General features: G+C 49.9%; 22 protein-coding genes. 13 read left to right on the forward strand and 9 right to left on the reverse strand.

The features are described 5' to 3' along the window. Positions 1–107: 107 nt before the first annotated feature. The 6 genes from ABD880_RS14720 to ABD880_RS14745 all read left to right on the forward strand — a co-directional run bounded on the left by ABD880_RS14720 (position 108) and on the right by ABD880_RS14745 (position 4,739). Complete coding sequence (locus ABD880_RS14720; RefSeq protein ID WP_345167655.1) at positions 108–1,523, forward strand: thioredoxin-like domain-containing protein; 1,416 nt, start codon at positions 108–110, stop codon at positions 1,521–1,523. Positions 1,524–1,640: 117 nt separating this feature from the next. Beyond that, positions 1,641–2,219, forward strand: coding sequence for an SUKH-4 family immunity protein (locus ABD880_RS14725; RefSeq protein WP_345167658.1), 579 nt, complete (start codon positions 1,641–1,643; stop codon positions 2,217–2,219). A gap of 94 nt (positions 2,220–2,313) precedes the next feature. Then, positions 2,314–2,892 carry a hypothetical protein gene (locus ABD880_RS14730; protein ID WP_345167660.1) on the forward strand — a complete coding sequence of 193 codons (579 nt, stop codon included), beginning with the start codon at positions 2,314–2,316 and terminating at the stop codon, positions 2,890–2,892. Between the two features lie 94 nt (positions 2,893–2,986). Beyond that, on the forward strand, positions 2,987–3,373 hold the full coding sequence (locus ABD880_RS14735) for a hypothetical protein (RefSeq protein WP_345167661.1): 387 nt from the start codon (positions 2,987–2,989) through the stop codon (positions 3,371–3,373). A 216-nt stretch (positions 3,374–3,589) separates the two neighbouring features. After that, positions 3,590–4,132 carry a hypothetical protein gene (locus tag ABD880_RS14740; RefSeq protein ID WP_345167664.1) on the forward strand — a complete coding sequence of 181 codons (543 nt, stop codon included), beginning with the start codon at positions 3,590–3,592 and terminating at the stop codon, positions 4,130–4,132. A 106-nt stretch (positions 4,133–4,238) separates the two neighbouring features. Then, complete coding sequence (locus tag ABD880_RS14745) at positions 4,239–4,739, forward strand: hypothetical protein (protein ID WP_345167666.1); 501 nt, start codon at positions 4,239–4,241, stop codon at positions 4,737–4,739. 48 nt (positions 4,740–4,787) lie between these two features. Here ABD880_RS14745 and ABD880_RS14750 read toward each other — a convergent pair whose 3' ends face one another. Both ABD880_RS14750 and ABD880_RS14755 read right to left on the reverse strand, forming a co-directional pair. Next, complete coding sequence (locus tag ABD880_RS14750) at positions 4,788–5,357, reverse strand: DinB family protein (RefSeq protein ID WP_345167668.1); 570 nt, start codon at positions 5,355–5,357, stop codon at positions 4,788–4,790. Between the two features lie 58 nt (positions 5,358–5,415). Next, on the reverse strand, positions 5,416–5,973 hold the full coding sequence (locus tag ABD880_RS14755) for a Crp/Fnr family transcriptional regulator (RefSeq protein ID WP_345167671.1): 558 nt from the start codon (positions 5,971–5,973) through the stop codon (positions 5,416–5,418). Between the two features lie 216 nt (positions 5,974–6,189). On the opposite strand from ABD880_RS14755, the gene sdaAA reads away from it, so the two are divergent. Beyond that, positions 6,190–7,089: an L-serine ammonia-lyase, iron-sulfur-dependent, subunit alpha gene (gene sdaAA / locus ABD880_RS14760; protein ID WP_345167674.1), complete on the forward strand. Its 900-nt coding sequence runs from the start codon at positions 6,190–6,192 to the stop codon at positions 7,087–7,089. Positions 7,090–7,594: 505 nt separating this feature from the next. Here sdaAA and ABD880_RS14765 read toward each other — a convergent pair. Then, positions 7,595–8,791 carry a cation:proton antiporter domain-containing protein gene (locus ABD880_RS14765; RefSeq protein ID WP_345167676.1) on the reverse strand — a complete coding sequence of 399 codons (1,197 nt, stop codon included), beginning with the start codon at positions 8,789–8,791 and terminating at the stop codon, positions 7,595–7,597. A gap of 247 nt (positions 8,792–9,038) precedes the next feature. Here ABD880_RS14765 and ABD880_RS14770 point away from each other — a divergent pair, with 247 nt between their 5' ends. Beyond that, positions 9,039–9,785: a hypothetical protein gene (locus tag ABD880_RS14770; RefSeq protein ID WP_345167679.1), complete on the forward strand. Its 747-nt coding sequence runs from the start codon at positions 9,039–9,041 to the stop codon at positions 9,783–9,785. Positions 9,786–9,968: 183 nt separating this feature from the next. Further along, complete coding sequence (locus tag ABD880_RS14775; protein WP_345167681.1) at positions 9,969–11,111, forward strand: DUF4407 domain-containing protein; 1,143 nt, start codon at positions 9,969–9,971, stop codon at positions 11,109–11,111. Positions 11,112–11,259: 148 nt separating this feature from the next. Here the strand turns inward: ABD880_RS14775 and ABD880_RS14780 are convergent, their stop codons facing one another. After that, a complete protein-coding gene (locus ABD880_RS14780) occupies positions 11,260–12,138 on the reverse strand; it encodes a glycerophosphodiester phosphodiesterase (protein WP_345167683.1) in 879 nt (292 codons plus the stop codon). Positions 12,139–12,225: 87 nt separating this feature from the next. Then, positions 12,226–12,690 (reverse strand): Lrp/AsnC ligand binding domain-containing protein, encoded by a 465-nt coding sequence (locus tag ABD880_RS14785; protein WP_066506483.1) that lies wholly within the window; start codon positions 12,688–12,690, stop codon positions 12,226–12,228. A gap of 166 nt (positions 12,691–12,856) precedes the next feature. On the opposite strand from ABD880_RS14785, the gene ABD880_RS14790 reads away from it, so the two are divergent. The 4 genes from ABD880_RS14790 to ABD880_RS14805 all read left to right on the forward strand — a co-directional run bounded on the left by ABD880_RS14790 (position 12,857) and on the right by ABD880_RS14805 (position 17,533). Further along, positions 12,857–13,810, forward strand: coding sequence for an asparagine synthetase A (locus tag ABD880_RS14790; RefSeq protein WP_345167688.1), 954 nt, complete (start codon positions 12,857–12,859; stop codon positions 13,808–13,810). Between the two features lie 157 nt (positions 13,811–13,967). Next, positions 13,968–15,860, forward strand: a complete 1,893-nt coding sequence (gene serA, locus ABD880_RS14795) for a phosphoglycerate dehydrogenase (protein ID WP_345167691.1) — start codon at positions 13,968–13,970, stop codon at positions 15,858–15,860. 239 nt (positions 15,861–16,099) lie between these two features. Next, a complete protein-coding gene (locus ABD880_RS14800; RefSeq protein ID WP_345167694.1) occupies positions 16,100–17,176 on the forward strand; it encodes an aminotransferase class V-fold PLP-dependent enzyme in 1,077 nt (358 codons plus the stop codon). A 132-nt stretch (positions 17,177–17,308) separates the two neighbouring features. Beyond that, entirely contained in the window at positions 17,309–17,533 is a 225-nt protein-coding gene (locus ABD880_RS14805) for a hypothetical protein (protein WP_345167697.1), read from the forward strand. 98 nt (positions 17,534–17,631) lie between these two features. Here ABD880_RS14805 and ABD880_RS14810 read toward each other — a convergent pair whose 3' ends face one another. The 4 genes from ABD880_RS14810 to ABD880_RS14825 all read right to left on the reverse strand — a co-directional run bounded on the left by ABD880_RS14810 (position 17,632) and on the right by ABD880_RS14825 (position 22,298). After that, positions 17,632–19,008: a LutB/LldF family L-lactate oxidation iron-sulfur protein gene (locus tag ABD880_RS14810; protein WP_345167700.1), complete on the reverse strand. Its 1,377-nt coding sequence runs from the start codon at positions 19,006–19,008 to the stop codon at positions 17,632–17,634. Positions 19,009–19,089: 81 nt separating this feature from the next. After that, a complete protein-coding gene (locus tag ABD880_RS14815) occupies positions 19,090–19,269 on the reverse strand; it encodes a hypothetical protein (RefSeq protein ID WP_345167703.1) in 180 nt (59 codons plus the stop codon). Continuing rightward, the gene (locus ABD880_RS14820) at positions 19,266–20,474 is read right to left on the reverse strand and encodes a thioredoxin family protein (RefSeq protein WP_345167705.1); all 1,209 of its coding nucleotides are present in this window, start codon (positions 20,472–20,474) and stop codon (positions 19,266–19,268) included. The genes ABD880_RS14815 and ABD880_RS14820 overlap by 4 nt, the downstream gene beginning before the upstream one ends. A gap of 177 nt (positions 20,475–20,651) precedes the next feature. Beyond that, positions 20,652–22,298, reverse strand: coding sequence for a M28 family peptidase (locus tag ABD880_RS14825; protein WP_345167708.1), 1,647 nt, complete (start codon positions 22,296–22,298; stop codon positions 20,652–20,654). Between the last annotated feature and the right edge of the window lie 28 nt (positions 22,299–22,326).

Raw genomic sequence — 22,326 nt, forward strand, 5'->3', positions numbered from 1 at the left:
TTAAAAGTGACGCATCAAAACCAGCACCAAGCCAGGTGTAACCTTTTTTAGAAGCGCGGGTTAAGAAAATATTGCCCTATGTCTATCTATTCAATAACGTATTTTCTATGCTAACAGGAGTGGTCAACGCCCCCGAAATTAACACCAAGCACGGCTGGCTCAACACAGACCGCTCCTATACCTTAAAAGACTTCAGGGGGAAGATTGTCTTGCTGGACTTCTGGACCTACGGGTGCATCAACTGCCAGCACCTTCTACCAGATTTGCACCGTCTGGAAAAGGAGTACCCTCATGAGTTGGTCATCATTGGCGTGCACTCGGCTAAGTTTGACGCCGAGAAAAGCCACGAAGCCATTCGGCAGGCCATCTTGAAGTTTGGCATTACGCACCCGGTCGTAAACGATGCCGATTTTGAAGTCTGGAAACATTACGCCGTCAACGCCTGGCCCACGGTGGTGCTCATTGACCCCAACGGAAAGGTGATTGGCCAGAAACCCGGCGAGGGAATTTATGACACCATCAAGCCGCACCTGGACCAACTCATAGAAGCCTTCGGGGACCGCATTAACCGTGAGCCGTTCCCCTTTACCCAGGAGCAAGCCGAGGCCCAGATGCTTAAGTTTCCTTCTAAGCTCATCACAGACGCAGAAGGCAATTTGTATCTGTCAGACAGCGGCCATAACCGTATTCTCAAGCTCTCTACCACCGGCCAGGTACTGGAAACCATTGGCGCTGGCCAAGCCGGATTCAAGGACGGTGCTTACACCCAAGCCACCTTCAATGAGCCGCACGGCCTGGCCTTGAACGGGCAAACCCTGTACGTGGCCGACGCCAAGAACAACGCCGTTAGAGCCATTGACTTAGAGACCCGGCAAGTGCGTACTATAGCCGGCACCGGCGAGCTGAGCTATTACTTTTTTGACGACCAACTAGGCGCGCCCGTGAACCCCAATAGCCCCTGGGATTTGGGAGTAGACCATCACCAACTCTACATTGCCAGCGCCGGCAACCACCAGATTCTGCGCCTGGATTTGCAAACCAACCAAGTGCTACGTTTTGCCGGCACCGGCCGCGAAGCCCTGGCAGACGGATCCCTGCGCGAAGCCGCCTTCAACCAGCCCAGCGGCCTGGCCTTGCATGGCCGCACCCTCTACATTGCAGACCCCGAGGCCAGCGCCGTGCGCGCCCTGCACCTGGACCAGGCCAGCGTCACTACCTTGATTGGCCGCGGCCTCTTTGAGTTTGGCGATGAAGACGGCTATTTTGACGAGGCCTACCTCCAGCACTGCATGGGCCTCACCTACCACAACGGCCTCTTGTATTTGGCAGACACCTATAACGGCAAAGTCAAAGTGCTGGACTTGGAGAAAGAGCAAATCCAAACGGTGGTAGAAGCCCTGCAAGAACCCAATGACGTGCTGGTGCATCAAGGCTACCTGTGGATCACCAACACCAACGCCCATCAATTATTAAAAGTGAATTTAGAGACCGGGGAAAAGGAAGTGGTAGAGGTGACGGCATAGCTGTCTTTCTATACATTCGTTTTTGGCCTGTTTTCTAGAAAGTAGGTTGAAAACGGTTGCGCCCATAGTGCAGATAAGTGTATGTTTACACTTACACGATGGTTAGCACCTATAAGTATGAATTACAAAGTATTGCTTAAATGTTGGACTAGTGAAGAGCTGTCAAAATTTGATGCTGGCTTACTTTCAAAAAAGGGAGCCAATGATGAGACAACTCAATTTCTGTCTATAGTTGGGCTCCCAAAATCCGCTGCTCCATTTCTCACATTTGGGCATGAGGAAGCGACTTTAAATCTACAATCGATTCATCATGTTTATGAAACTGATGAATTTGCTCATGAGTTTCTCCTAATCATTGGTTCAGAAGGTGCTGGCAATCCATTTTGCATTGACTTGATGAATAATGGTCAAGTAGTCGTCCTAGACCATGAGCAGGAATTAGAAAGTACCTTTGTCAATACTTCAGTGAATGAGCTATTTCAGTTTCTATCTGCCTTCAAGGAATTCGGCAAAGAAGTGATAAGCTTGAATGGAGAGGACGCTTTCCTTGACTCCAATTTCACAGATGAACAATATGAAAGACTTACCCTTCAATTAAAGTCAATAGATGAGAAAGCTGTGGGTGAAGGTAATTTCTGGTTTTATGAACTTGAAAATCTATTGGCTAACCGAGAATACTTTCTTAAAGAAAAATAAAGAGTACAGATGATAATAAGGAGTAAAAATCATACTCCTGTCGGCGGCCTCGCACGCCTCATATACCAGTTCGTTAGTACTTATTTGAAGAAACGTGAAACGATTACTTACACTAATAGAACGAAACATTGCAGGGAAAAAGGTCTTAGCACTCTTTCTTCTGACCAATGCTGTGTATGTCTACATGCTGGCCTTTACAATTCCTGGAACAATGAAATTCTCTAACGGAATGAAATTGTTAGACATGATGCCAACTGGGTATGACTTGAACTATGTGAATACATTATTTAGCTCATTGGGAGAAGAGGGACGTCAGGCGTATCTAACTACTCAAATTCCCCCAGACATGGTATATCCAATTCTATTTGGGCTTTCCTACTGTTTGCTCACAGGATATTTTCTAAAAAAACTCCAGAAGCTAAATACACATTATCTGTATATAGGTGTTCTGCCAATAATAAGTGCAGTAGCAGACTATGTTGAGAATGTTGGGATAATAGTAATGCTGAACCGCTATCCTAACCTGACTCAGGACTTGGTATCTTTTACAAATGTGTTTTCAGTTATTAAAAGTATCTCCACAAGTCTGTTTTTTATAGCCTTGATAGGGCTGCTACTATCCTTCGGGGTTAAATCAATAAGCAGAAAGAAAACAAATGATAACGTTATGTAAACTTAGTGCGGGTAAAACAGCTAAATTCCTAGATTAATCAAACCCCTGCACTACACTTACACCAACCGTTAACAGCTTTTAAACACTGCAATACATGAAAGGAAAAATTGTTAGAGCATGTGCGTGGTTTGCACTGATTATTTTTTCTCTCACCTCTTTAGCGGGCTTGCTAATGATGTTCACAGAGGGGATTAGTTGGGCAGGGACTATTGCTATTGGTATGTGTTTCCTGATGGCTGTTACAGGAGGGCATGCAAGAAAATATGGACTGCCAGAATTTAAAGCGCAAGAATTTTCTAAGCTTTCAGCTGTAGTCTCACTGGTTTTTGGAGTCTTATTCATCATATTTATGCCCCTCCTTTTTATGGCCGGTGCTGGTTTTGAAGACTCTTTTGTAGCTATAAGAAATCTATTAATCCTGTTTTTGCCTGTTGTCATATCTGCCATCGCAATCTTAGCCTCAAAAGGAAAGACAGAATAAACAGGTGAGGCACAAGGGTAACTCTCACTAGGTGAAAGGATAGCCTAGCCGTTTTTAGCCTCTTTTCCAGAAAACAAGCCAAAAACGCTTCCCTGAATTTAGCCCAGATATCAGAGATTTGTCCCCCAATAGTAATATTCAATTTAATATATATACCAATTCCGGAAATACGCTTAAACTTGCACGCTGTAACTTAACACAATTCCCTCTACGTGCATGAAAGCTTTTCTCCTCTCCCTAAGCCTGCTATTGACAGTCTCAACCGTACAAGCGCAGTTTGTGGCTTCTACGCTGCACCTCAAGAACGGCGAAGTAAAGAAGGGGTTGGTAGACAACCCCAAGCCAGACGCCAAGACCGTTAAATTTAAGCCAACCGAGACCGGTACCGTCACAGAATATAAAACAGACCAGGTGGCCCGCATTACCTTTACCTCGGGCAAAGAGACGTTGAAGCTGGAGAACATCAAGCCCAAAGGTTCTAAGAAAAGCCTCTTGATGCAGAAGATGATAGAAGGCCCCGTGAACCTGTACGTGGTGCAGATCGCGGGCGGACAAGTAGGCGCCGTTAACTACTACCTGGTCAAGCGCGACAATGAAGAAGAAGCCACCACCTACAACGGTCTGGGCTTTAAAAAAAGAGTGTCGGCCTACCTTCAAGATGACCCCGCCGTAGTGAACTACATCCAGGAAACCCCGCTGCTTGACATTGACATGTTTGAGGTCATCAACCGCTACAATGCCAACAAAAAGAAGAAGTAAGCACCCTATATCCTTGCTTTTACACCAAGGCGTAACGGCTCTGGCTGAGTAGTACCTTTCTTCATCTGTCGTGTAAGCGGCAGTTTTCCACTGAACTCAACGTCCTATGAAAGTGCTCAATATTCACAAAAGGGAAATCAACCAGCCAAAGCACGAGGTAGCCAAATTATTTAACACCTTGGCCTCAGAGAATGACATGATGCTGGCCACTGACAAATGGTCTCCCTTGATACTGGACAAGGGTCTACAGGTGGGCTCAAAGGGGGGGCATGGACCCATCAAGTATTCAGTCACTAATTACCAGGAAGGCGACTCCATTACTTTTCGGTTCGATTTAAAAGGCTTTGACGGTTGCCATACATTTGCCTTAACTGAGATTACCCCTGATAAAACGGAGCTTTCCCATGTGATTGACATGACCACCTCAGGCGCGGCAACCATTAAATGGGCGGTGGCTATACGCTGGATGCATGACGCTTTCATGGAGGATGCCTTTGATAAAGTGGAAAACCATTTCACAGAAGACAAAAAGCACAGCAACTGGAATTGGTGGGTGAGGACGCTGAGGAAAGCGATGAAACCCAGAAAGAAACAAGCAGAAGGGTAAAAGCTTTTAGCCTCTTTTCCAGAAAACAAGCCAAAAACGCTTCTCTCTTTACACTACCAAGCTCAGCGGCTGACCGGCGCTTGCCTTCACGCGCAGGGCCTGTTGCAGATGGCGTTGCTCATGCAGCACCACAAACTCCAGCGCCTCGCCTAAACGTAACTTCAACAACTGAAAGAACTCTACCGGCACGGTTTTCTTGTTCAAGTCTGCCGTGGTGGCTTTGCTTAGCAAATGCAGTAGCGTGTCCTGGTGTTGCAGAAACTCGTCTAACACGGCTTTGGTGAGCTGGCTGTTCTGCGGGTTCATGCGGGCCAGGGTTTTGTGCTTTTTAGCGCCGGCGGGGTTCACCATTTCCAAAGATTTCTTGCCAAACCAAGAGTACTTCACTAGCTGGGCAGAGCCGGAGGCCAGTGCCGGGGCGATGGCTTTTTCAAAGGCAGGAAGGTAGAAGCGGCTGTAACGGTTCAAGTGCTCCAGGCATTCCAGAATGCTCCAGCTGTTGGGTTGGGGCTTGAAGTTGAGCGCGGCTGGTTCTAGAGATAGAAATTCTGCCTGCGCGGTGGCTTTTATTTGCTGAACGCGGTCTTGTAATTGGGCGAGAAAGGTGTTGGTTTCCATAGCGTTATCTTTTTTTACCAAAGGTAGAGGGCCGCGTATTTCAAATCCTTGATGCAAATCAATATTTACGAATGCGGCTTAGAGTTTCTGGCGTCATGCGCAGGTAAGAGGCTATGTATTTTAAGGGCACCAGCTGGAAGATATGCGGGCTTCGGGCCAAGAGCCGGTCCAGGCGCTGCTGCGGGTCCAGGAGTTGCAGGTCAATCTCCCGTTCCATCTTGCCAATGAGGGCTTTCTCCAGCTCGTGCCGCCAGAACCTGCCAAACACCGGGCGCTCCTCTTGCAAAGCGTAAAAATCTGCCCTGGAAATAGCCAGCAACTCACTCTTCTTCAAAGCCTGTATGCAATAAGTAGAGGGCGTCTGCGTGACCAAAGACGGAAACGCCGTAATCAAGGTGTTCGGGTACGCGAAGCCCACGCAGATGTCCTCCTGGGGCGTGGGGTAATACAGCCTGAACGCGCCGCTCAATACAAAGTACAGATGCTGTTCCACCTGGCCTTCACGTATGAGAAAGTCGTTGCGTTTTACCTGCACCTGCTTGTTCCAGAGCGGCACAAAGGCGGCTACGTCTTCTTCAGTGAAATACGGAACTTGGCGTAAGAGCGTGGCCAGCATGAGCAAGGTCGTTTTTGGGCTGAAATCCAGAAAACAGGCAAAAAACGATGCCGGAACTAACCCAGGCTGGATTTCGCTTCTACAGAACGGGGAGAGCAGTAGAATCTGTGTTTCTTTCCGTAAATTTAAAGGCTGAACGCATATGCGCAAGCCCTCTCAGGGTTGTAAACCTGTGCGTCTGGTGTGTTTATATCTTGATTCTTGAGTCCTAACCATATGGCATTACTATTTAACGATTTCGCGAGCTGGGGAAAACATTGTGCCGAGACAGGTGAACCTCTCTGGAAAGCCGTCCTCAACTATGAGATAGAGCAGAAGGGCCGCACCGAAGACGTGATCTGGGACGGTCTGGCCCGCGCCTATGACGTCATGCGCGACGCCGTGCACACCGGCCTCACCGAAGACATGACCTCCCGCTCGGGCATGATAAACAACGGTGCCAAGATGGTGGCAAAAGCGCCTGTGACCGTGCTGTCGCCAGAGTTCCAGATGCTGATAAGCCGGGCCTTGGGAGCCAAAGAAGTGAATTCCTGCATGGGCCGCGTGGTGGCTGCGCCTACCGCGGGCGCCTCGGGCATTTTGCCGGGTATCTTAACCACCATTCAGGACCTGCACAAACTAGACGACCGTAAAATCCACGAAGGCCTTTTGATTGCCGCGGGCATTGCGCTCATCATTGAAACCAACGCCTCTCTGGCCGGCGCCGTGGGCGGTTGCCAAGCTGAGACCGGCAGTGCCGCTGCCATGGGTGCGGGTGCCATCGTTTACTGTCTGGGCGGGAACGTGGACCAGGTTTTTGCGGCCGTGGCCGTGACCATTCAATGCATGCTAGGCTTAATCTGCGACCCGGTGGCCGGGCTGGTAGAAGTGCCCTGCGTGGTGCGCAACGCCAGCGCCGCCGCCATTGCTTTTTCCAGCGCCCAGATTGCCATTGCCGGCGTCAACCCAGTGATACCAGTAGATCAGTGCGTGATGGCCCTAGGAGAAGTAGGCCAGAGCATGGAAACCAAGTACAAAGAAACTGCCTTAGGCGGCCTCGCCAACACGCCCCGCGGCCGCGAAATAGAGAATATGGTCCTAGTGCAAGACGTAGAAATCCTTCCTGACGAGGACTAAGTAGAGTTTTGAGTCGCGGGTCCTGAGTCAAGTCTTATTGGCAAAGCCCGTTTTTGGTCTGTTTTCTTGAAAACAGACCAAAAACGGGCTTTTTATATTCTCACGCCCGCAGGGTGGTAAACGCATTGCAACGGCTCGCTCACCAATAAACCAGCCGACCGACCTTGCGCAGGGCAGCCTTGGCTGTGCGCCCGGAGCATGGGCAGGGACCGAGTAATGGCCTTTCATTTGGCAATGGCCTAAGCGGGCTAAGGAACAGATAGCTCTAGCCAGGTGCACAATCCGAAGAAAAGCTGTCTGAGCGGCAGCGAGTTTCTTTTCTTCTTGATTCTTTTGGTTAGGTTGAACATCAAGGAGAAAAGTGACAAACGCCTCAACGGAGAGTTAAGAGTTGAAAGTTAAGAAGTAAGAGTTGGAAGGCAGAGGCGGGAAGAATGAATCACATTGAGCAAGTCATCCCCCTACCCCCCTTCAAAGAGGGACGAAGAAGCTACTTACTCAGGACTCAATAATTAGGAATATCCTCCACATCCTGCTTGGTCAAAAGCAAACCCAGCATCATCAAAAGACTCGTTAAAATCACCACAAAGAACAAGACGCCTTCGCCTAAGCCCTCAATGCGGTATTGCGCAGGGATGCTGTAAAACAAAAGGATGGTGATGAGGCCTCTGGGGGCAATGAACAGTTCTGGAATGAGCGGCGTGCGGGCCACGTACTGCAAATACAGAAAACGCACCAGCAGCGTAATGGAGAAAATGGTGAAGCCCAACACCCAGACATCCAGGCTGTACAAGTCCTCCAGCTGAATAGAAAACCCGAACAGCAGAAAGAAAAAGGTCCTGATCACAAACGCCGACTCGCCGTTGATCTGCTTCAGTTGCTTTAGTTCTGAGCCTAGGTTGCCCACGTGCAGGTAGTTGGCCATCTTGCCTTTCACAAACAGCGCGGCGTTGTTGAGCATCAGACCAAAGACCAGGACCATGAGCAAAGAGGACAGGTGCATCTTCTTGCCAATAGAGTACAGCAAGATGAGCAGGGCAATGATCAGGAAAAACTTGATGTGGCTTTTAATCTTGTCCAGAAAGAACAGCAGCACCAGGCAGCACACCACAGAGATGGCCAGGATGGTGAAGATGTCCACGCCCAGCCCTACAAAAGACCCAAACCCAATCTGCTCGTTCTGGATGGCGAAGTTGAACAGCATAATGCCAATGATGTCTGAGAAGGTAGCCTCATAGACAATGAATTCGCGCTTTTCTGGGGTAAGGTTAGAGACGCTGGGAATGGCGATGGCGCTACTGATCACGCCCAACGGAATGGCATTGATAAACGCCACCTTGTAATCCACCTCCAGCCAAAACTGCACAAAGAGGGCAATGAGTGCCGTGGTGATGAGCAGCGTTAAAGTGGCGGTGATGAGCGACTTCCGGATGACCGGCAGTTTCTCTTTGGAGAGTTCTAAGTCCAGAGCCCCTTCTAAGACAATCAAGATAAGGCCAATGATGCCAAACAGTTCCAGGATGTTGCGCAAAGGCGGCGTACGCACGCCAAAATACGTGCTGGCCAGCTGTAACAGAATGCCCGCGGTAAGGAGCATGATCACAGACGGCACCTTGGTGCGTTTAGACAAAACATCAAACAGATAGGAGACCACCACCAGGCCGCTCAGGATAATCAGGAAGGTATAGACGTCTAAAACCATGCAATCAAATTAGGTGAAGACGCGCTCTGGCGCCCTAAAAGAATAGATAAGGTACGAAATCCTTTCCAGTTTAACTGAAAACCTGCGCTGGCATAGGGGAAACCACCGCCCCAACGGTCTACTCTTTACTACGGAGGCAAGCCAGTTTCATTCTAAAAAATCCCGCATACTACCCTTCGTGTAAACCCATAACCTTCAGGTCGTTTTTGGCCTGTTTTTACAGAAACTATTAAAAACCAGCAACTCTATGACTGCCCATCGTGCTTCGGTATTAATTGCCTTCTCATTTTTTCTGCTCATGGCCGCGGGTTGCTCTGTGCCAGACATGCAGATAAGCCAGAGTTTTAAAGAAAAAGCCACAGAACTACCCGTAGAGGGCCGTCCGGTCATGCGCATGAGCTTACTGGGCAAGGAGAAAGGCTTCCGGTTTGGGCCGTACCAGTTGCAAGACATAAAACGCGGCTGGACCAGAAGGACAGATGAGCAGGACGCCTTCTGGCGCAAGGTGTCTGAGGCCTACCAGCGGTACACCTTTGCGGTACAGGATACCGCCCAGCAGAAAACCTGGTACGTGCTGGCGGCAGCTTTGCACAGTTCGTCGGCTGTAGAAGTGGGAGGAGGACTTTCGGCTTCTCTGGACAAGCAGCGCGAGTTCCTGCAAGCCCAGTTCCAGTCCCCTACAAGCGGCGTTTGGCAACTGGCCCTGGCAGATCCTGGAAACTACATGCAGCGCCTTAACTTTAAAGGAAGCCTTAGCAACGGCAAAGAAGAAATAGAAATACAACCCATCTACAAGTGGCAGCGAAAGTCTTTTCCCTCAGACAAGAACCTGGGCTATGAGTTCTCTGTGAACGGAGAGATTCTAGCCACGGTGCAGACCATGAACACCGGCAAGGTCTGGCTCAAGCAAGGCCTGAGCCCAGATATGCAGATGGTGCTGGCCAGTGCCTGCGGCTCGCTTCTGCTGTATGACAAACTAGGCGAAGGAGAGTAAACTGTTTAGCTGGAACCTATCTCATTTTCTGTTAGTTACCGCCTCGGCCTTCTCAACATAGAGAAAAGCCGGGGCGGTTTCTGTATGTTTGCCAACTTTTTATCATCTACTATACAATTCCCGCATTTTTAGCGTTACCCAGAAACTAATTTTAAGACGGATGTTCCTGCATCCCTGCATGTTATGAGAAACTTCTTTTGGTGGTGTGCCGGCGCCGATGACCACATTCTGGCACAGTGCCCAAAATCTGAACACATCAAGTTTGGCGGTATTGGCGCTACCGTCCTCTTTACCGGCATCCTGGCCTCCCTTTCTGGTGGCTACGCCCTCTACACCGTGTTTGACTCCGTTCCCTTCGCCGTGGCCTTTGGCCTGCTGTGGGGCGCCGTGATTTTCAACCTGGACCGTTTCATTGTTTCTACCCTGCGCAAAGAAGGCCGCTTTGGCCGCGAGTTCCTGCAGGTGCTGCCGCGTATCTTGCTGGCGCTGGTGCTGGCCATTGTCATTTCCAAACCCCTGGAGCTACGCATATTTGAGAAGGAGATTGACAGTGTGCTCATGGAGAAGAAGGCCGAGCTAGCCTTGGAGCACCAGAAGCTGGTAAACAAGCAGTTCACCGAGACCGACTCGGTGCGCAAGGACATTGACCGCCTCAAAGCCGAGATAGCCACCAAGTCTGCCCAGCGTGACACGCTCTACACCCAGATGTCTGCCGAAAGCGACGGCACCGGCGGTACCAAAAAAATTGGCCGCGGCCCTATTTACACCGAGAAGAAAGCCCAGCACGACAAGATTGACCTGGAGCTGAAGCAACTACAGGAGCAAACCAACCAGCTCATTGCCGAGCGCCAGAAACGCATAGACACCCTCACCGCCCAGCGCGACAAAAGCATTGCGCAGGGCAAGGAACGGTTTGATAATTACGGTGGTTTGATGGCGCGCATTGAGGCCATGGAGAAGCTTCCGCTGCTGCCCAGCCTCTTCATCACGCTACTCTTCATCTGTCTGGAGACCGCGCCTATCTTCTCCAAACTCATCTCCAAGCGCGGCCCGTATGATGATTTGCTCCGCGATGTAGAATCTACCGTGGAACTGGACAGCCTGGAAAAACTAGAAGGCCGTCGCCGCGAGTATGACACCCGCAAAGCCATTGAAGACGTAGGCAAAGACGCCCGCATTGAGCACTACAGCTACAACCGCCGCGAGACCGTCAAAGCAGACGCCGATGTGGACTTAGAACTGGCTCGTACCAACACCCAAGCCCGCTTAAAAACCGGCAAAGAGAAAATACGCCGCGAGACCGACGCGTACATGGATTTGGTGTAAGGCCTTTCTATAAAGATAAACTCCATTAAAACGAAGAAGCCGCTCCCATTAAGGAGCGGCTTCTTCGTTTTAATGGAATCCGTTTTTGGGCTATTTCTCAGAAAATAGCCTAAAAACGGATTCTAAACTCTCGACTCAGGACTCAGGACTAATTTGGTCTTTCTATCAGCTCAGGTCTGTTGGTGATGACGCCGTCGGCGCCGTTTTTGAAAAGCTGCTTGATGTTCTCGGGGTCATCCTCGGTCCAGATAAACGTCTTGAAGCCCTGGTTGTGTAGAGAAGAGATAAAGGACTTGGACGCGAAGTGGCGGTGAATGTTGATGGCGGCGGCTTTGTGGTAGCGGTCAAATCCTCCAAACTTAAACTCGTGGTCAAAGAAAATGGGCAGAAACGGCACCTTACCCATCATGAGCTTGTGCGTGGGAATCATGAAATCTGACTGCCAGATCTTTTCCAGAATGGGATCATAGAAAGACTGCAGCACGCACCAATTGGTGGCGTTATGCTCGCGCAGCAGGTCCAGCGTTTTCTGTTCCAGGCCTTCGTAGTAGTCTTTTTCGCCTTTCTTGAGTTCAATGAGGAGTTTCTTCTGGCCGCGTACGGCTTTGAGTACTTGGGCCAGCGTGGGGATGCGTTCGCCTGCAAAGGCAGAGTCCAGCTTTTGGCCGGCATCAAGCTCTTTCAACTCTTTTAGGGTAAGGTCGGCTATTTGGCCGGTGCCGTTGGTGGTGCGGTCCACGGTGGCGTCATGAATGACCACCACTTCACCGTCTTTGCTCAGGTGCACGTCAATCTCAATGAAATCTGCCTCGGTCTCCAAGGCTTTTTTGATAGCCGCTAAGGTGTTCTCAGGGGCTAGTTGAGAGGCGCCGCGGTGGGCAATGACAGAGACTTTCCGGCCTTTGTTGTGCATGAGGTTTACCTTGGCGTTGGGATCTGAAGGAGTGCAGGAAACGACTACCAAGAGTAGTACGGGCAGAAGAAGCCAACAGATGTAGTTGGGAGAACAGGTAAATCTATCCATCATAAAGACAAGTCCCGGCTGGGGTGGCTATCGCTTAGAAAGATAAACGTTTTTTGGGTAGGCCAAGGTAGTTTGGTGGGGTACCAGCTTTTACAAGATGTCTACCTGGCGGGTGATGCTTTCCTCAAGGGAGATGATGGTCTCTGTGCGCTCTACGCCCGGTATGATTTGGATCTTCTCATTCAGGACTTCGCGCAGGTGCAGGGTGTCACGGCAGACAATCTTGGCAAACATGCTCCACTGGCCGGTAGTGTAATGCATCTCCACAATTTCGGGTACTTCGCGCATTTGCTCCACGGCCTGCTGGTACACAGAACCCTTCTCCAGGTAAATGCCAATGAACGCGCAGATGTCAAAACCCACCGCATTGGGATTGATGACTAGGTGCGAGCCCTTAATGACGCCCAGTTCCTCTAACTTCTTCATGCGCACGTGCACCGTACCGCCAGAAACCTGTAACTCTTTTGCTATATCTGTATACGCCCGGGTGGCATCCTGCATCAGCATGGATAAAATCCTCCGGTCAAGATTATCAATTTCTGAAACTTGAGGCATTGTGTAGAGCTCTTTTTATCAAATCAACAACAAAAATAAACATATTTTATGTATGTACTAATATATAAATTTTATCCTTACAATATTATCAAATAAAAGCCTTGTTTGGTATGTTTGTGTTAAGTAAAAATTGATTTTGTTAACACATTTACAAAAAATAGAAGGCATGCAAACTGACCTTATCACAGACGCTGAAGTAACGCTAGAGGCTACCCTGGCGCAGGTAAAGAACGCCGCCATGGTAGACGTGCTCAAAGTACAACAGGCTATCATACGGGCAACGCACACGTTTATGTTCAACCGCGGGCTGGTGCAACTCATGCCCCTCATGCTGTCGCCCATCACAGATCCTTTAAACCACGGGGTAGTAGACGCGGCCATCTCCTACGCCGGTAGCCGCTGGAGCCTGACCAAGTCCATGATCTTTCACAAGCAGCTGGCCTTGTTGAACGAGGAGCTGGACGCCATTTACATCGTATCCCCTAACGTGCGTCTGGAGTTTGCTGACCGTGCCTTTACCGGCCGCCATATGTTTGAGTTTACCCAAATTGACTTTGAGTTTAAGAACCAGGATGGCGCTTATGTGCGGCAGTTTATGGAAGATTTGGTGGAATATATTTTCTGCGCCGTCAACGCGCAATTGCCGCAAATTGTGGCTAAATACAGACCCGGTTTACTGCCTGTTTTTGACAAATTAAAAGTGTACAGAACCGAAGAGTTGGAAGCCCAACACGGCCCAGATTTTGAGCTGATAAAATCCAAGGAAGCAAGTGCGCCGTTCTGGCTCTTGAACCACCGCCGCGAGTTCTATGACAAGGAAGACCTTAGCCGCCCGGGCACGTTCCTCAACTATGACCTCATCTGGCCAGAAGGTTTTGGCGAAGGCTTGTCTGGCGCCGAGCGCGAGCATGAGTACCACCAGATTCTAAAGCGCATGGAAGAGACCGGCACGGACCAAGAGGTGTTCAAAAACTATCTGGAGGTAGCCAAGGAAGGTCTGCCCGTGACGGCCGGCGCTGGCTTTGGCGTAGAGCGCATGGCCCGCTACATCTGCCGCGTACCGGACATCAATGACGTGACGCCTTTCTCCAGAAGGCCAGGCCAGCCCGCCCTTTTCTAAGCTTTGCTTTGTGCAGAGGTGAAGGCGTTTTTGGCTTGTTTTTCAGGAATCAGGCCAAAAACGCCTTTTACTTTTTCTGCTGAAAGTCTCACCGTGGTTAGCTGACCAACGCGACAGAAACGTAGTACAGGAAACCTAGAGTAAAACGCATTCCCTCATGCCCACCCAGAAGCACTTTATCATAGATTTTGACAGCACCTTCACCAAGGTAGAAGCCCTGGACCTGCTGTGCACCATCTGCATTCCAGACCCCGAGCAACGCCAACAGACCCTCCGCGAAATCCAGCGCCTCACTGACCTGGGCATGGAAGGCGAAATACCCTTGACCGAGTCCCTGGAACGCCGTCTGGCCCTCCTGAAGGCCAACCGCACGCATCTGGCTGAATTGATAAGACAGCTCCATGGGCAGGTGTCAGAGTCCTTCAAGCACAATAAGGCGTTTTTTGACATGTTCCGGGATGATATTTATATTATCTCCAATGGGTTCAGGGAGTTCATTGTGCCCATTGTGCAGGAGTTGGGCGTGAAGCCCGAGAACGTCTTCGCGAACAGTTTTGAGTATGACGCAGACGGAAACATCACAGGCTTTGACCGCGAGAATGTGCTGGCGCAGAACCAGGGCAAGGGCAAGCAGATCCTGGCCTTGAAACTGCCCGGCGAAATCTACGTGATTGGCGACGGCTACACGGATTATGAAATCAAAGGCGCCGGCATCGCTGACAAGTTCTACGCCTTCACGGAGAACGTGGAGCGTGAGAGCGTCATGGACAAAGCTGACCACGTGACGCCCACCCTGGACGAGTTTCTGTATGTGAACAACCTACCCAGCGCACTCTCCTATCCCAAAAACCGCATTAAGGTCCTAGTGCTGGAAGGAATCCATGACAAGGCTATCCAACTTTTTAAAAACGAAGGCTACCAGGTAGAGGTGATTTCTGGTGCTTTAGAGGAAGACGAACTCTGCGAGCGCATCCACAACGTGTCCATTCTCTGCATCAGGTCCAAGACGCAGGTCACCGCCAAGGTGCTGGAGAATGCTACTCGGCTCATGGCCATTGGCGCGTTTTGTATTGGCACTAACCAGATTGACTTGACTACCTGCACAGAACGCGGCATCGTTGTCTTCAACGCGCCTTACAGCAACACTCGCAGCGTGGTAGAGTTGGCCTTGGGCGAGATTCTTTTGCTGTCACGCGGCATTGTGGAGAAGAGCAACAAGCTGCACCAGGGTGTTTGGGACAAATCAGCGGCGGGAGCGCGGGAGATACGCGGCAAAAAGCTGGGCATTGTGGGCTACGGAAGCATCGGTTCTCAACTATCTGTTCTATCTGAATCTCTGGGTATGGAAGTCTACTTCTATGACATCGTGGACAAACTGGCGCTGGGCAACGCCAAGGTCTGCTATTCATTGGCAGAGTTGCTGGCCATCTCAGATATTGTGACCTTGCACGTAGACGGCCGCCAAGAGAACAAGCATTTGATAGGCGCGCAGGAGTTTGAGAAGATGAAGCCGGGTGTTATTTTCTTGAATTTGTCGCGCGGGCACGTGGTGGATTTAGAGGCGTTGACGGCCAACATCAAAACCGGAAAGATTAAAGGCTGTGCCGTAGACGTGTTCCCCTATGAGCCCAAGAACAATGATGAGGTGTTTCAGTCTGAACTGAGAGGCCTGCCCAACACCCTGCTTACCCCGCACATTGGCGGCAGCACCGAAGAGGCGCAGGAGAACATTGCCCAGTACGTGCCTTCCAAGATGATAGACTACATCAACACGGGCGGCTCTTACAACAGCGTCAACTTCCCTAACCTGCAACTGCCCGAACTTAGAAACGCGCACCGCCTCATTCACGTGCACCGAAACGTGCCGGGTATTCTGGCCAAAATCAACAATGTGCTGGCGGCGCACAACATCAACATTCTGGGCCAGTACCTGAAGACCAATGAGACCATCGGGTATGTCATCACAGACGTGGACACCAGCTATGACCGAACCATGACGCGGGAACTGAAGCAGATCCCTGACACCATCAAGTCCAGAACGCTGTATTAAGTTTTGAGACACAAGACGCAAGATGTAAGACACAAGTTTATTTCATTAAGCGATTTAAGGACGAGTAGATTGAGAAGCGTTTTTGGCGTATTTTCTGGAAACTAGGCTAAAAACGAGAGTAGAAGTGTGCAATGGAACTTGTATTCTAACTCCTGCTCATTTCCAAATCTCCACATCTGCAAATTTTCAAATCAAAGAATAGCACATCAGCACATTAACCAATTAGCACATTAAACAAAATGGCTTCTGTTTACTTTACACCCGGCCCGGCGCAGTTATACCCAACCGTTGAGAGACATCTGCAACAGGCATTGAACAGTCAAGTCTTGTCGCAGTCGCATAGGAGCCAAGGGTTTAAGGACTTGTACAAGCGGGCCGATGCGGCGCTAAAAGAGCTCTTCAACCTGCATGCGGGTTATGAAATTTACTTTACGGGATCTGCTACGGAAATATGGGAGCGAAGCCTGCAAAACCTGACGGCTCGCCATTCTTTCCATCTGGTGAATGGTTCCTTCTCTGGTAAATACCTGGAGCACGCGCAGTGGCTGGGGAGAGAGGCAGACGCGCATCAAGTGCCGTTCGGAGAGGGGTTTGACATGGCGCAGGTGCACGTGCCAATGCAGGCAGAACTGATAGGCATCGCGCAGAATGAGACCAGTTCCGGCGTCTGTACGCCGGTCACAGACATTCATGCCTTGAAAGCCCGTTACCCAACTTCTCTGCTGTCTGTGGACATGGTCTCAGGGGCGCCGTATGCCCAACTGGACTTCAATTTAGTAGACACGGCGTTCTTCTCGGTACAGAAAGGGTTTGGCTTGCCGGCGGGATTGGGTGTCTGGCTGGTGAACGAAAGATGTCTGGCAAAGGCTGCTTCTTTGCAGGGCCAGCAGTACACGGGTGGGCATTACAGCATGGCCATGTTGCATGAGTTTTACCAGCAGTTCCAGACGCCGTGCACGCCCAACGTCCTGGCCATTTACCTGCTCACGCACGTGGTGGAAGACATGCTGGTAAAAGGCCTAGACACCATCAGAAAGGAGACAGAAGCCAAAGCCGACATGGTATATGGTTTTTTGGAAGAGAGTGAGTTGTTCAGTCCATTTGTGCAGGAACCGGCGCATAGGTCGCCCACCGTTTTGGTAGCCGAAGTGCATGGGAAGCCCGCCTCTTCGGTGATTTCTAAGTTGAAAGAACAGGGCTTGGTGTTGGGATCGGGGTATGGCAAGTACAAAGACCAGCATATACGCATCGCTAATTTTCCGGCGGTCTCTGAGGCCGAGATGGAGCGGTTGATAAAGGCGTTGAAGTTATTATAAGAAACCCGTTTTTGGCCTGTTTTCTGGGAAATAAGCCAAAAACGGATTGGCGCTGTCTCATCTCTTCCGGTGAATCCCAGATAAGACAAGTTCGTAGGATAGGTCATGTGTCACTAATTCCATATCTACCCTATGAAAAAAAGTCTACTTGCTTTAGTACTCGCCTCCATTTTGGTGGGCCTGACGCCTGAGGTGTTTGCCGCTGGGACAGTCTCCACTTCCACCACCACCTGGAAACTGCCTATCTTCAAAAAGAAGAAAACCGCCAAGCTAAGCCGCGCCGCCACGGCTAAAAAGTATAACCCGGTGGTGAAAAGAGCTAAGAAGGGCACCAGCAAACCGAAGCGTAACTGGTAGCCGTTTTAACTCAAACGCATTTCCCCTTATGCCATTTGGAGACTGTGTTTCTCCTCCCCCAAAATAAAAAGGCCTGCTAATAAAGCGGGTCTTTTTTCTTATCCTCGTTGCTTTCGCCACATCTCGTTAAACGACTTTGGCGCAGCGAGCAGGGGCTCACGGCGTTTGCTCCAGGTTTCTTTTTGGACATGGCGTAACACAAAGTTCTTGACCGAGGCGGGGGCCAGATTAAGCATAGTGCGGCTTTTCATGGCGCGTACCCAGAACTTAAAGGCCAGCTTTTCATTCTTGTCCACCAAACCTTCGTCCACGCTTTGCTTGCGGTTTAATAAGAGCAAGTTGTGCAGGTTGATCTTGACTGGACACACGCTGGTGCAGGCGCCGCAGAGAGAACTGGCAAAACTTAGGTGCTTGTTTTCTTCCATGCCCGCCAGGTGCGGCGTAATCACCGACCCAATGGGGCCGCTGTAGGTGGTTTCATAGGTATGGCCACCGATGTTCTTGTACACGGGGCATACGTTCAAACAGGCACCGCACCGGATGCAATTCAAGGCTTCGCGCTGTTCAGGCTGGGCTAATAGGTTGGTGCGGCCGTTGTCCAGCAGGATGACGTACATCTCCTCGGGGCCGTCTTTCTCAGTGGGTTGGCGCGGTCCGGTGAGGATGGTGTTGTAGATGGTCACGTTCTGGCCGGTACCGCTAGTGCTGAGCAAAGGCCAGAACAAGTCCAAGTCGTGCACAGACGGCAACATCTTCTCAATGCCCACAATGGCGATGTGCGTCTTCGGGAAGGTAGTGGAGAGGCGAGCGTTGCCTTCATTCTCTGTGAGCGCAATGCCGCCAATGTCTGCCAAAATGAAGTTAGCGCCGGTCACGCCCACTTCTGCACTGGTGTATTTATCACGCAACAGCTTTCGGGCGGTGGCTACTAATTCCTGGGCATCATCTGTCAAAGGAATCCCTAGTTTTTTGGTGAACAGCTCAGAGATGTCTTTCTTGGACATGTGCATGGCGGGCGTCACAATGTGGTAGGGGCGCTGCTCGGCCAGTTGCACAATGTACTCGCCCAGGTCGGTCTCAACGGTCTCAATGCCATTCTTCTCCAGAAACTCATTCATGTGAATCTCCTCGGTAATCATGGACTTTGACTTCACCACCGACTTGGCACGCTTGCGTTTCATGATGGCGCCAATCTCGCGCAGGGCCTCCTCGGCGTTCTGGGCCCAGATGACCTTGCCGCCGCGCTTGGTAAAGTTATTCTCAAACTCCACCAGGTACTTGTCCAGGTTGTTGATGGTCTGGGTTTTGATGAAGGACGCGCGCTCCCGGGCCAGCTCATGGTGCTCATAAGCCTGCATACCGTTATGCACGGCCGCGTTGTACTTGCCAATATTGAAACGTATCTTCTGCCGGTGGTCCAGGTCAAAGGCCTTGGCCTCTGAGTCCAGCAGAAACTGTTTTAGTTTAGTGCTCAAGGTAACTCCTCTATGTTGTGTAGGCTACTCGCTTTGTAAGCTTGATTGCCTGTGTTTTGTCTATGGGTCTTCGTTTTTAGGCTATTTTCTCTGAAACAGGCCAAAAACGGCGGTGCAAGTTCTACTTTTCTTCAAGAAAACAAACATCCCCACAAAACTAACGACCAAACCAGCAAGAAGATATAGTTTAAAAGAAAAAGGAGAGGCGTTGGCCTCTCCTTTTTCTTCCTTTCTTCCTTTTGGTAATGGAAGAAAAATCATTTCCTTGAGCTTATTAGAGCTATTAGGTCCTCTGATTCTTGATAGTCTTCACCAGTCCGTTTGGCTACTTTCACGGCTTCCTTAGCGGTTTTTACGGCCTGTCTATTTTCACCTGCTTTGTGTTGCAGTTGGGCATATAGGTGAAGGTTCTCATAACTTGGGCTAAGCTTGATGACCTGTTGCATAAGCTGAGTGCCTAGTTTCAAGGGTCCCTTTTTTTCGGCATAGGCGTTTAGGTAGACAGAAGTTTCGTATAAAGTTCTCCAATCAGAACTGCCATAGGATTTGCCGTAAGCTAACGTTGCCTGTGCGCATTTTAGCCAGTCTTGCTGCCCTCTATAATAGTAAATGTTGGCTAAAGACGTGGTTTTCTCAATCTCTTTGAAGCTGGTGCTTATAACGTGCATCACTTCTTTGAATAACATTGAATCACCTTGGTTGCCTGCCAAATGAGATGTTCTGGTGATGATTTTTTCGGCTCTGCTTTTTACTTCTTCCTCTTTATAAAACGGCAGAAACTTATCCTGATTTTTGAGGAAGTATTGAGTGGTAGGCGTTCGGAAGTCTAGATACGTTGAGAATATAAATCTTATGTTTTCTTCTGATTGAAGTTGCTGTGCGGTTTGCGTTTGTAAATACTCGCTCACCACTTTTTCCCTTGGACTATTAGCCCCGCTGAAATTTGCTAAGGCGTTGCTATACTGGAAAAGAAACGAGGGCGACTTTTCACCCTGGTCATACCGCCTCTTAAGCGAAAATAATGCTTTGTCTGGGTTGAACGCGTTTTGGCCATCTTGGATAAACTCTTCGGCACTTTTACCTGAACCACTTTGATGGAGCAGTTGCCCTTCTGTGTTTAAGTATATATAAGTAGGGAAACCTGTTATATCATATTTGCGTGCTAGGGCTTCTCCTTCAGCACCATCAGCAATATTTATCTTAAAATTGATAAAAGTGGAATTGTAAAAGCTGGCAACTTCCTGCACAGGGAAAACCTCCCTCTCCATTTGTTTGCAGTACCGGCAAGCGGGTGTAGATGCATATAAGAAAATAGGCTTCTTCTCTTTCTGGGCAGTTTGCAAGGCCTTTTCCCATGATGATTCTTTAAACGTAATAGTGTTGGCAGTTTGGGCTTGGGTAGCCAAGGCTGTTAGAACAAATAAGAGAACAACAGCTATATGTGATTTTGAGGGAACCATAAACATGGTTTAAGGTAGGAATTTCAGTTCTATTTATTTCTCCTTTAAGGAAGTTCATAGAGTTGACAGGGCGTAGAACTGTTACAAAGAAAAAGGAGAGGCGTTGGCCTCTCCTTTTATGATTTTATCCCATTCTAAGTAATCGACTCAAAACTCAGAACTCAGGACTAAAATAAGCTCTGCTTATTTCTTATTGCTGTCTACTTTGATGCGCTCAGTGCGGTTAGCTAAGTCCCAGGCGGTGTGGAATACCAGGCGGCTTACTTTCTCAGCAGACGGGAAGTTGATTTTGTCTACGTCGTCGGTGGGCTGGTGGTAATCGTCATGTACACCGTTGAAGTAGAACGCGATGGGAATACCGTTCTTCGCGAAGTTGTAATGGTCTGAACGGTAGTAGAAACGGTTCGGATCGTTGGGATCATTAAAGGTGTAGTCCAGCTCTAGGTTGGAGTAGGTCTTGTTGGCGTTCTCAGAGATGGCGTGCAGCTCAGAAGAAAGCTTGTCAGAACCAATCACATAGATATAGTCAGGCTTGCCTTCGTGCTGTTTATCATTGCGGCCAATCATGTCTATGTTTAGGTTGGCTACGGTGTTGGCCAAAGGGAATACTGGGTTCATGGTGTAGTACTCAGAACCTAGCAAGCCTTTTTCCTCGGCGGTAACGGTCAAGAACAAGATGCTGCGGCGTGGGCCGGCTCCAGCTTTCTTGGCCTCAGCGAAGGCCTGGGCCAGTTCCATCACGGCTACGGTTCCAGAACCATCATCATTGGCACCATTGTATACCACGCCGTCTTTGATGCCTTCATGGTCATAGTGCGAGCTGATCACAATCAGTTCGTCTTTCAGGTCAGAGCCTTCCAGATAGCCCAACACGTTCTCAGTTGGCAACGGCTGACGCTTGCGCTCTGTCTTTACTTTCACGCCAGTGGCTGGTTTAAACGTAGAGGCCACCGGCTTGCCTGCTTTGGCTACGCTGGCACCATAGGCCGTCAAATTAGCGGCTTTGGTGTTCAACAACGCTGAAGCCATGGTAGGCGACACCATCATCAAGGCGGCACGTGGCTGGGTAGCCGTAGCGCCAAACCCGATGGACGGGCGCGTCAAGGCGTTGGCGTAACGACCGGTCATTTTCTGGAATTCCTCATCGGTGCTACCAGTCACCAGTAACACGGCTTTGGCGCCTTTCTTGGTGGCCGCGGCAGCTTTGGTGCGTGGGTCTTGGCTCCAGGTGCCCATTTTGTCAGTGCCACTGAGCAAATAGGTGCCATCTGCTTTCTTTGGCTCACCAGCTAGTACCACTACTACTTTGCCGGTTACGTCCAGATTGGTATAGTCTGAGTAAGCAGGGTCTTCAATGCCATAGCCGGCAAACACCACCTGTGCCGTTTCTTCTGCCTGGAACGGAGATGCGCCCAACACGAAGAAGTCTTTACCCATGGTGTATTTCTTGCCAGCCACGGTCATGTAGCCTTCGCCCCAAGAGCTTTCTTCTAGGTCAAAAGTTTGGTAATATGGGTTAGAGCCTGTTTTTACTGGACCCATAAGGCCGTTGGCTCTGAAGTGCTTGGAAATATAATCGGCAGCCATCTTCTGCCCACGACGACCAGTTTCACGGCCTTCCAGAGAGTCTGACGCCAAGATGCGCAGGTGTTTCTCAAGGTCTGCCGCGGTGATGGTGTTGGCATACTTGGTTGGGTCTGCAGCGATGGCGCCTACCGCCTTAGCGGCCGTGCTCACCGCGTCTGAACCAGATGTAGCCGGAGTCTGGGACGTAGAACACGCCGAAAGAAACGCGGCGGCCATGCCCAGGGTATACAAATGCTTTTTCATGTACTGGAGTTTGTTTGTTGTTTTGGTG

Source organism: Nibribacter koreensis, assembly GCF_039541795.1.
GTDB classification, from domain to species: Bacteria; Bacteroidota; Bacteroidia; order Cytophagales; family Hymenobacteraceae; genus Nibribacter; species Nibribacter koreensis.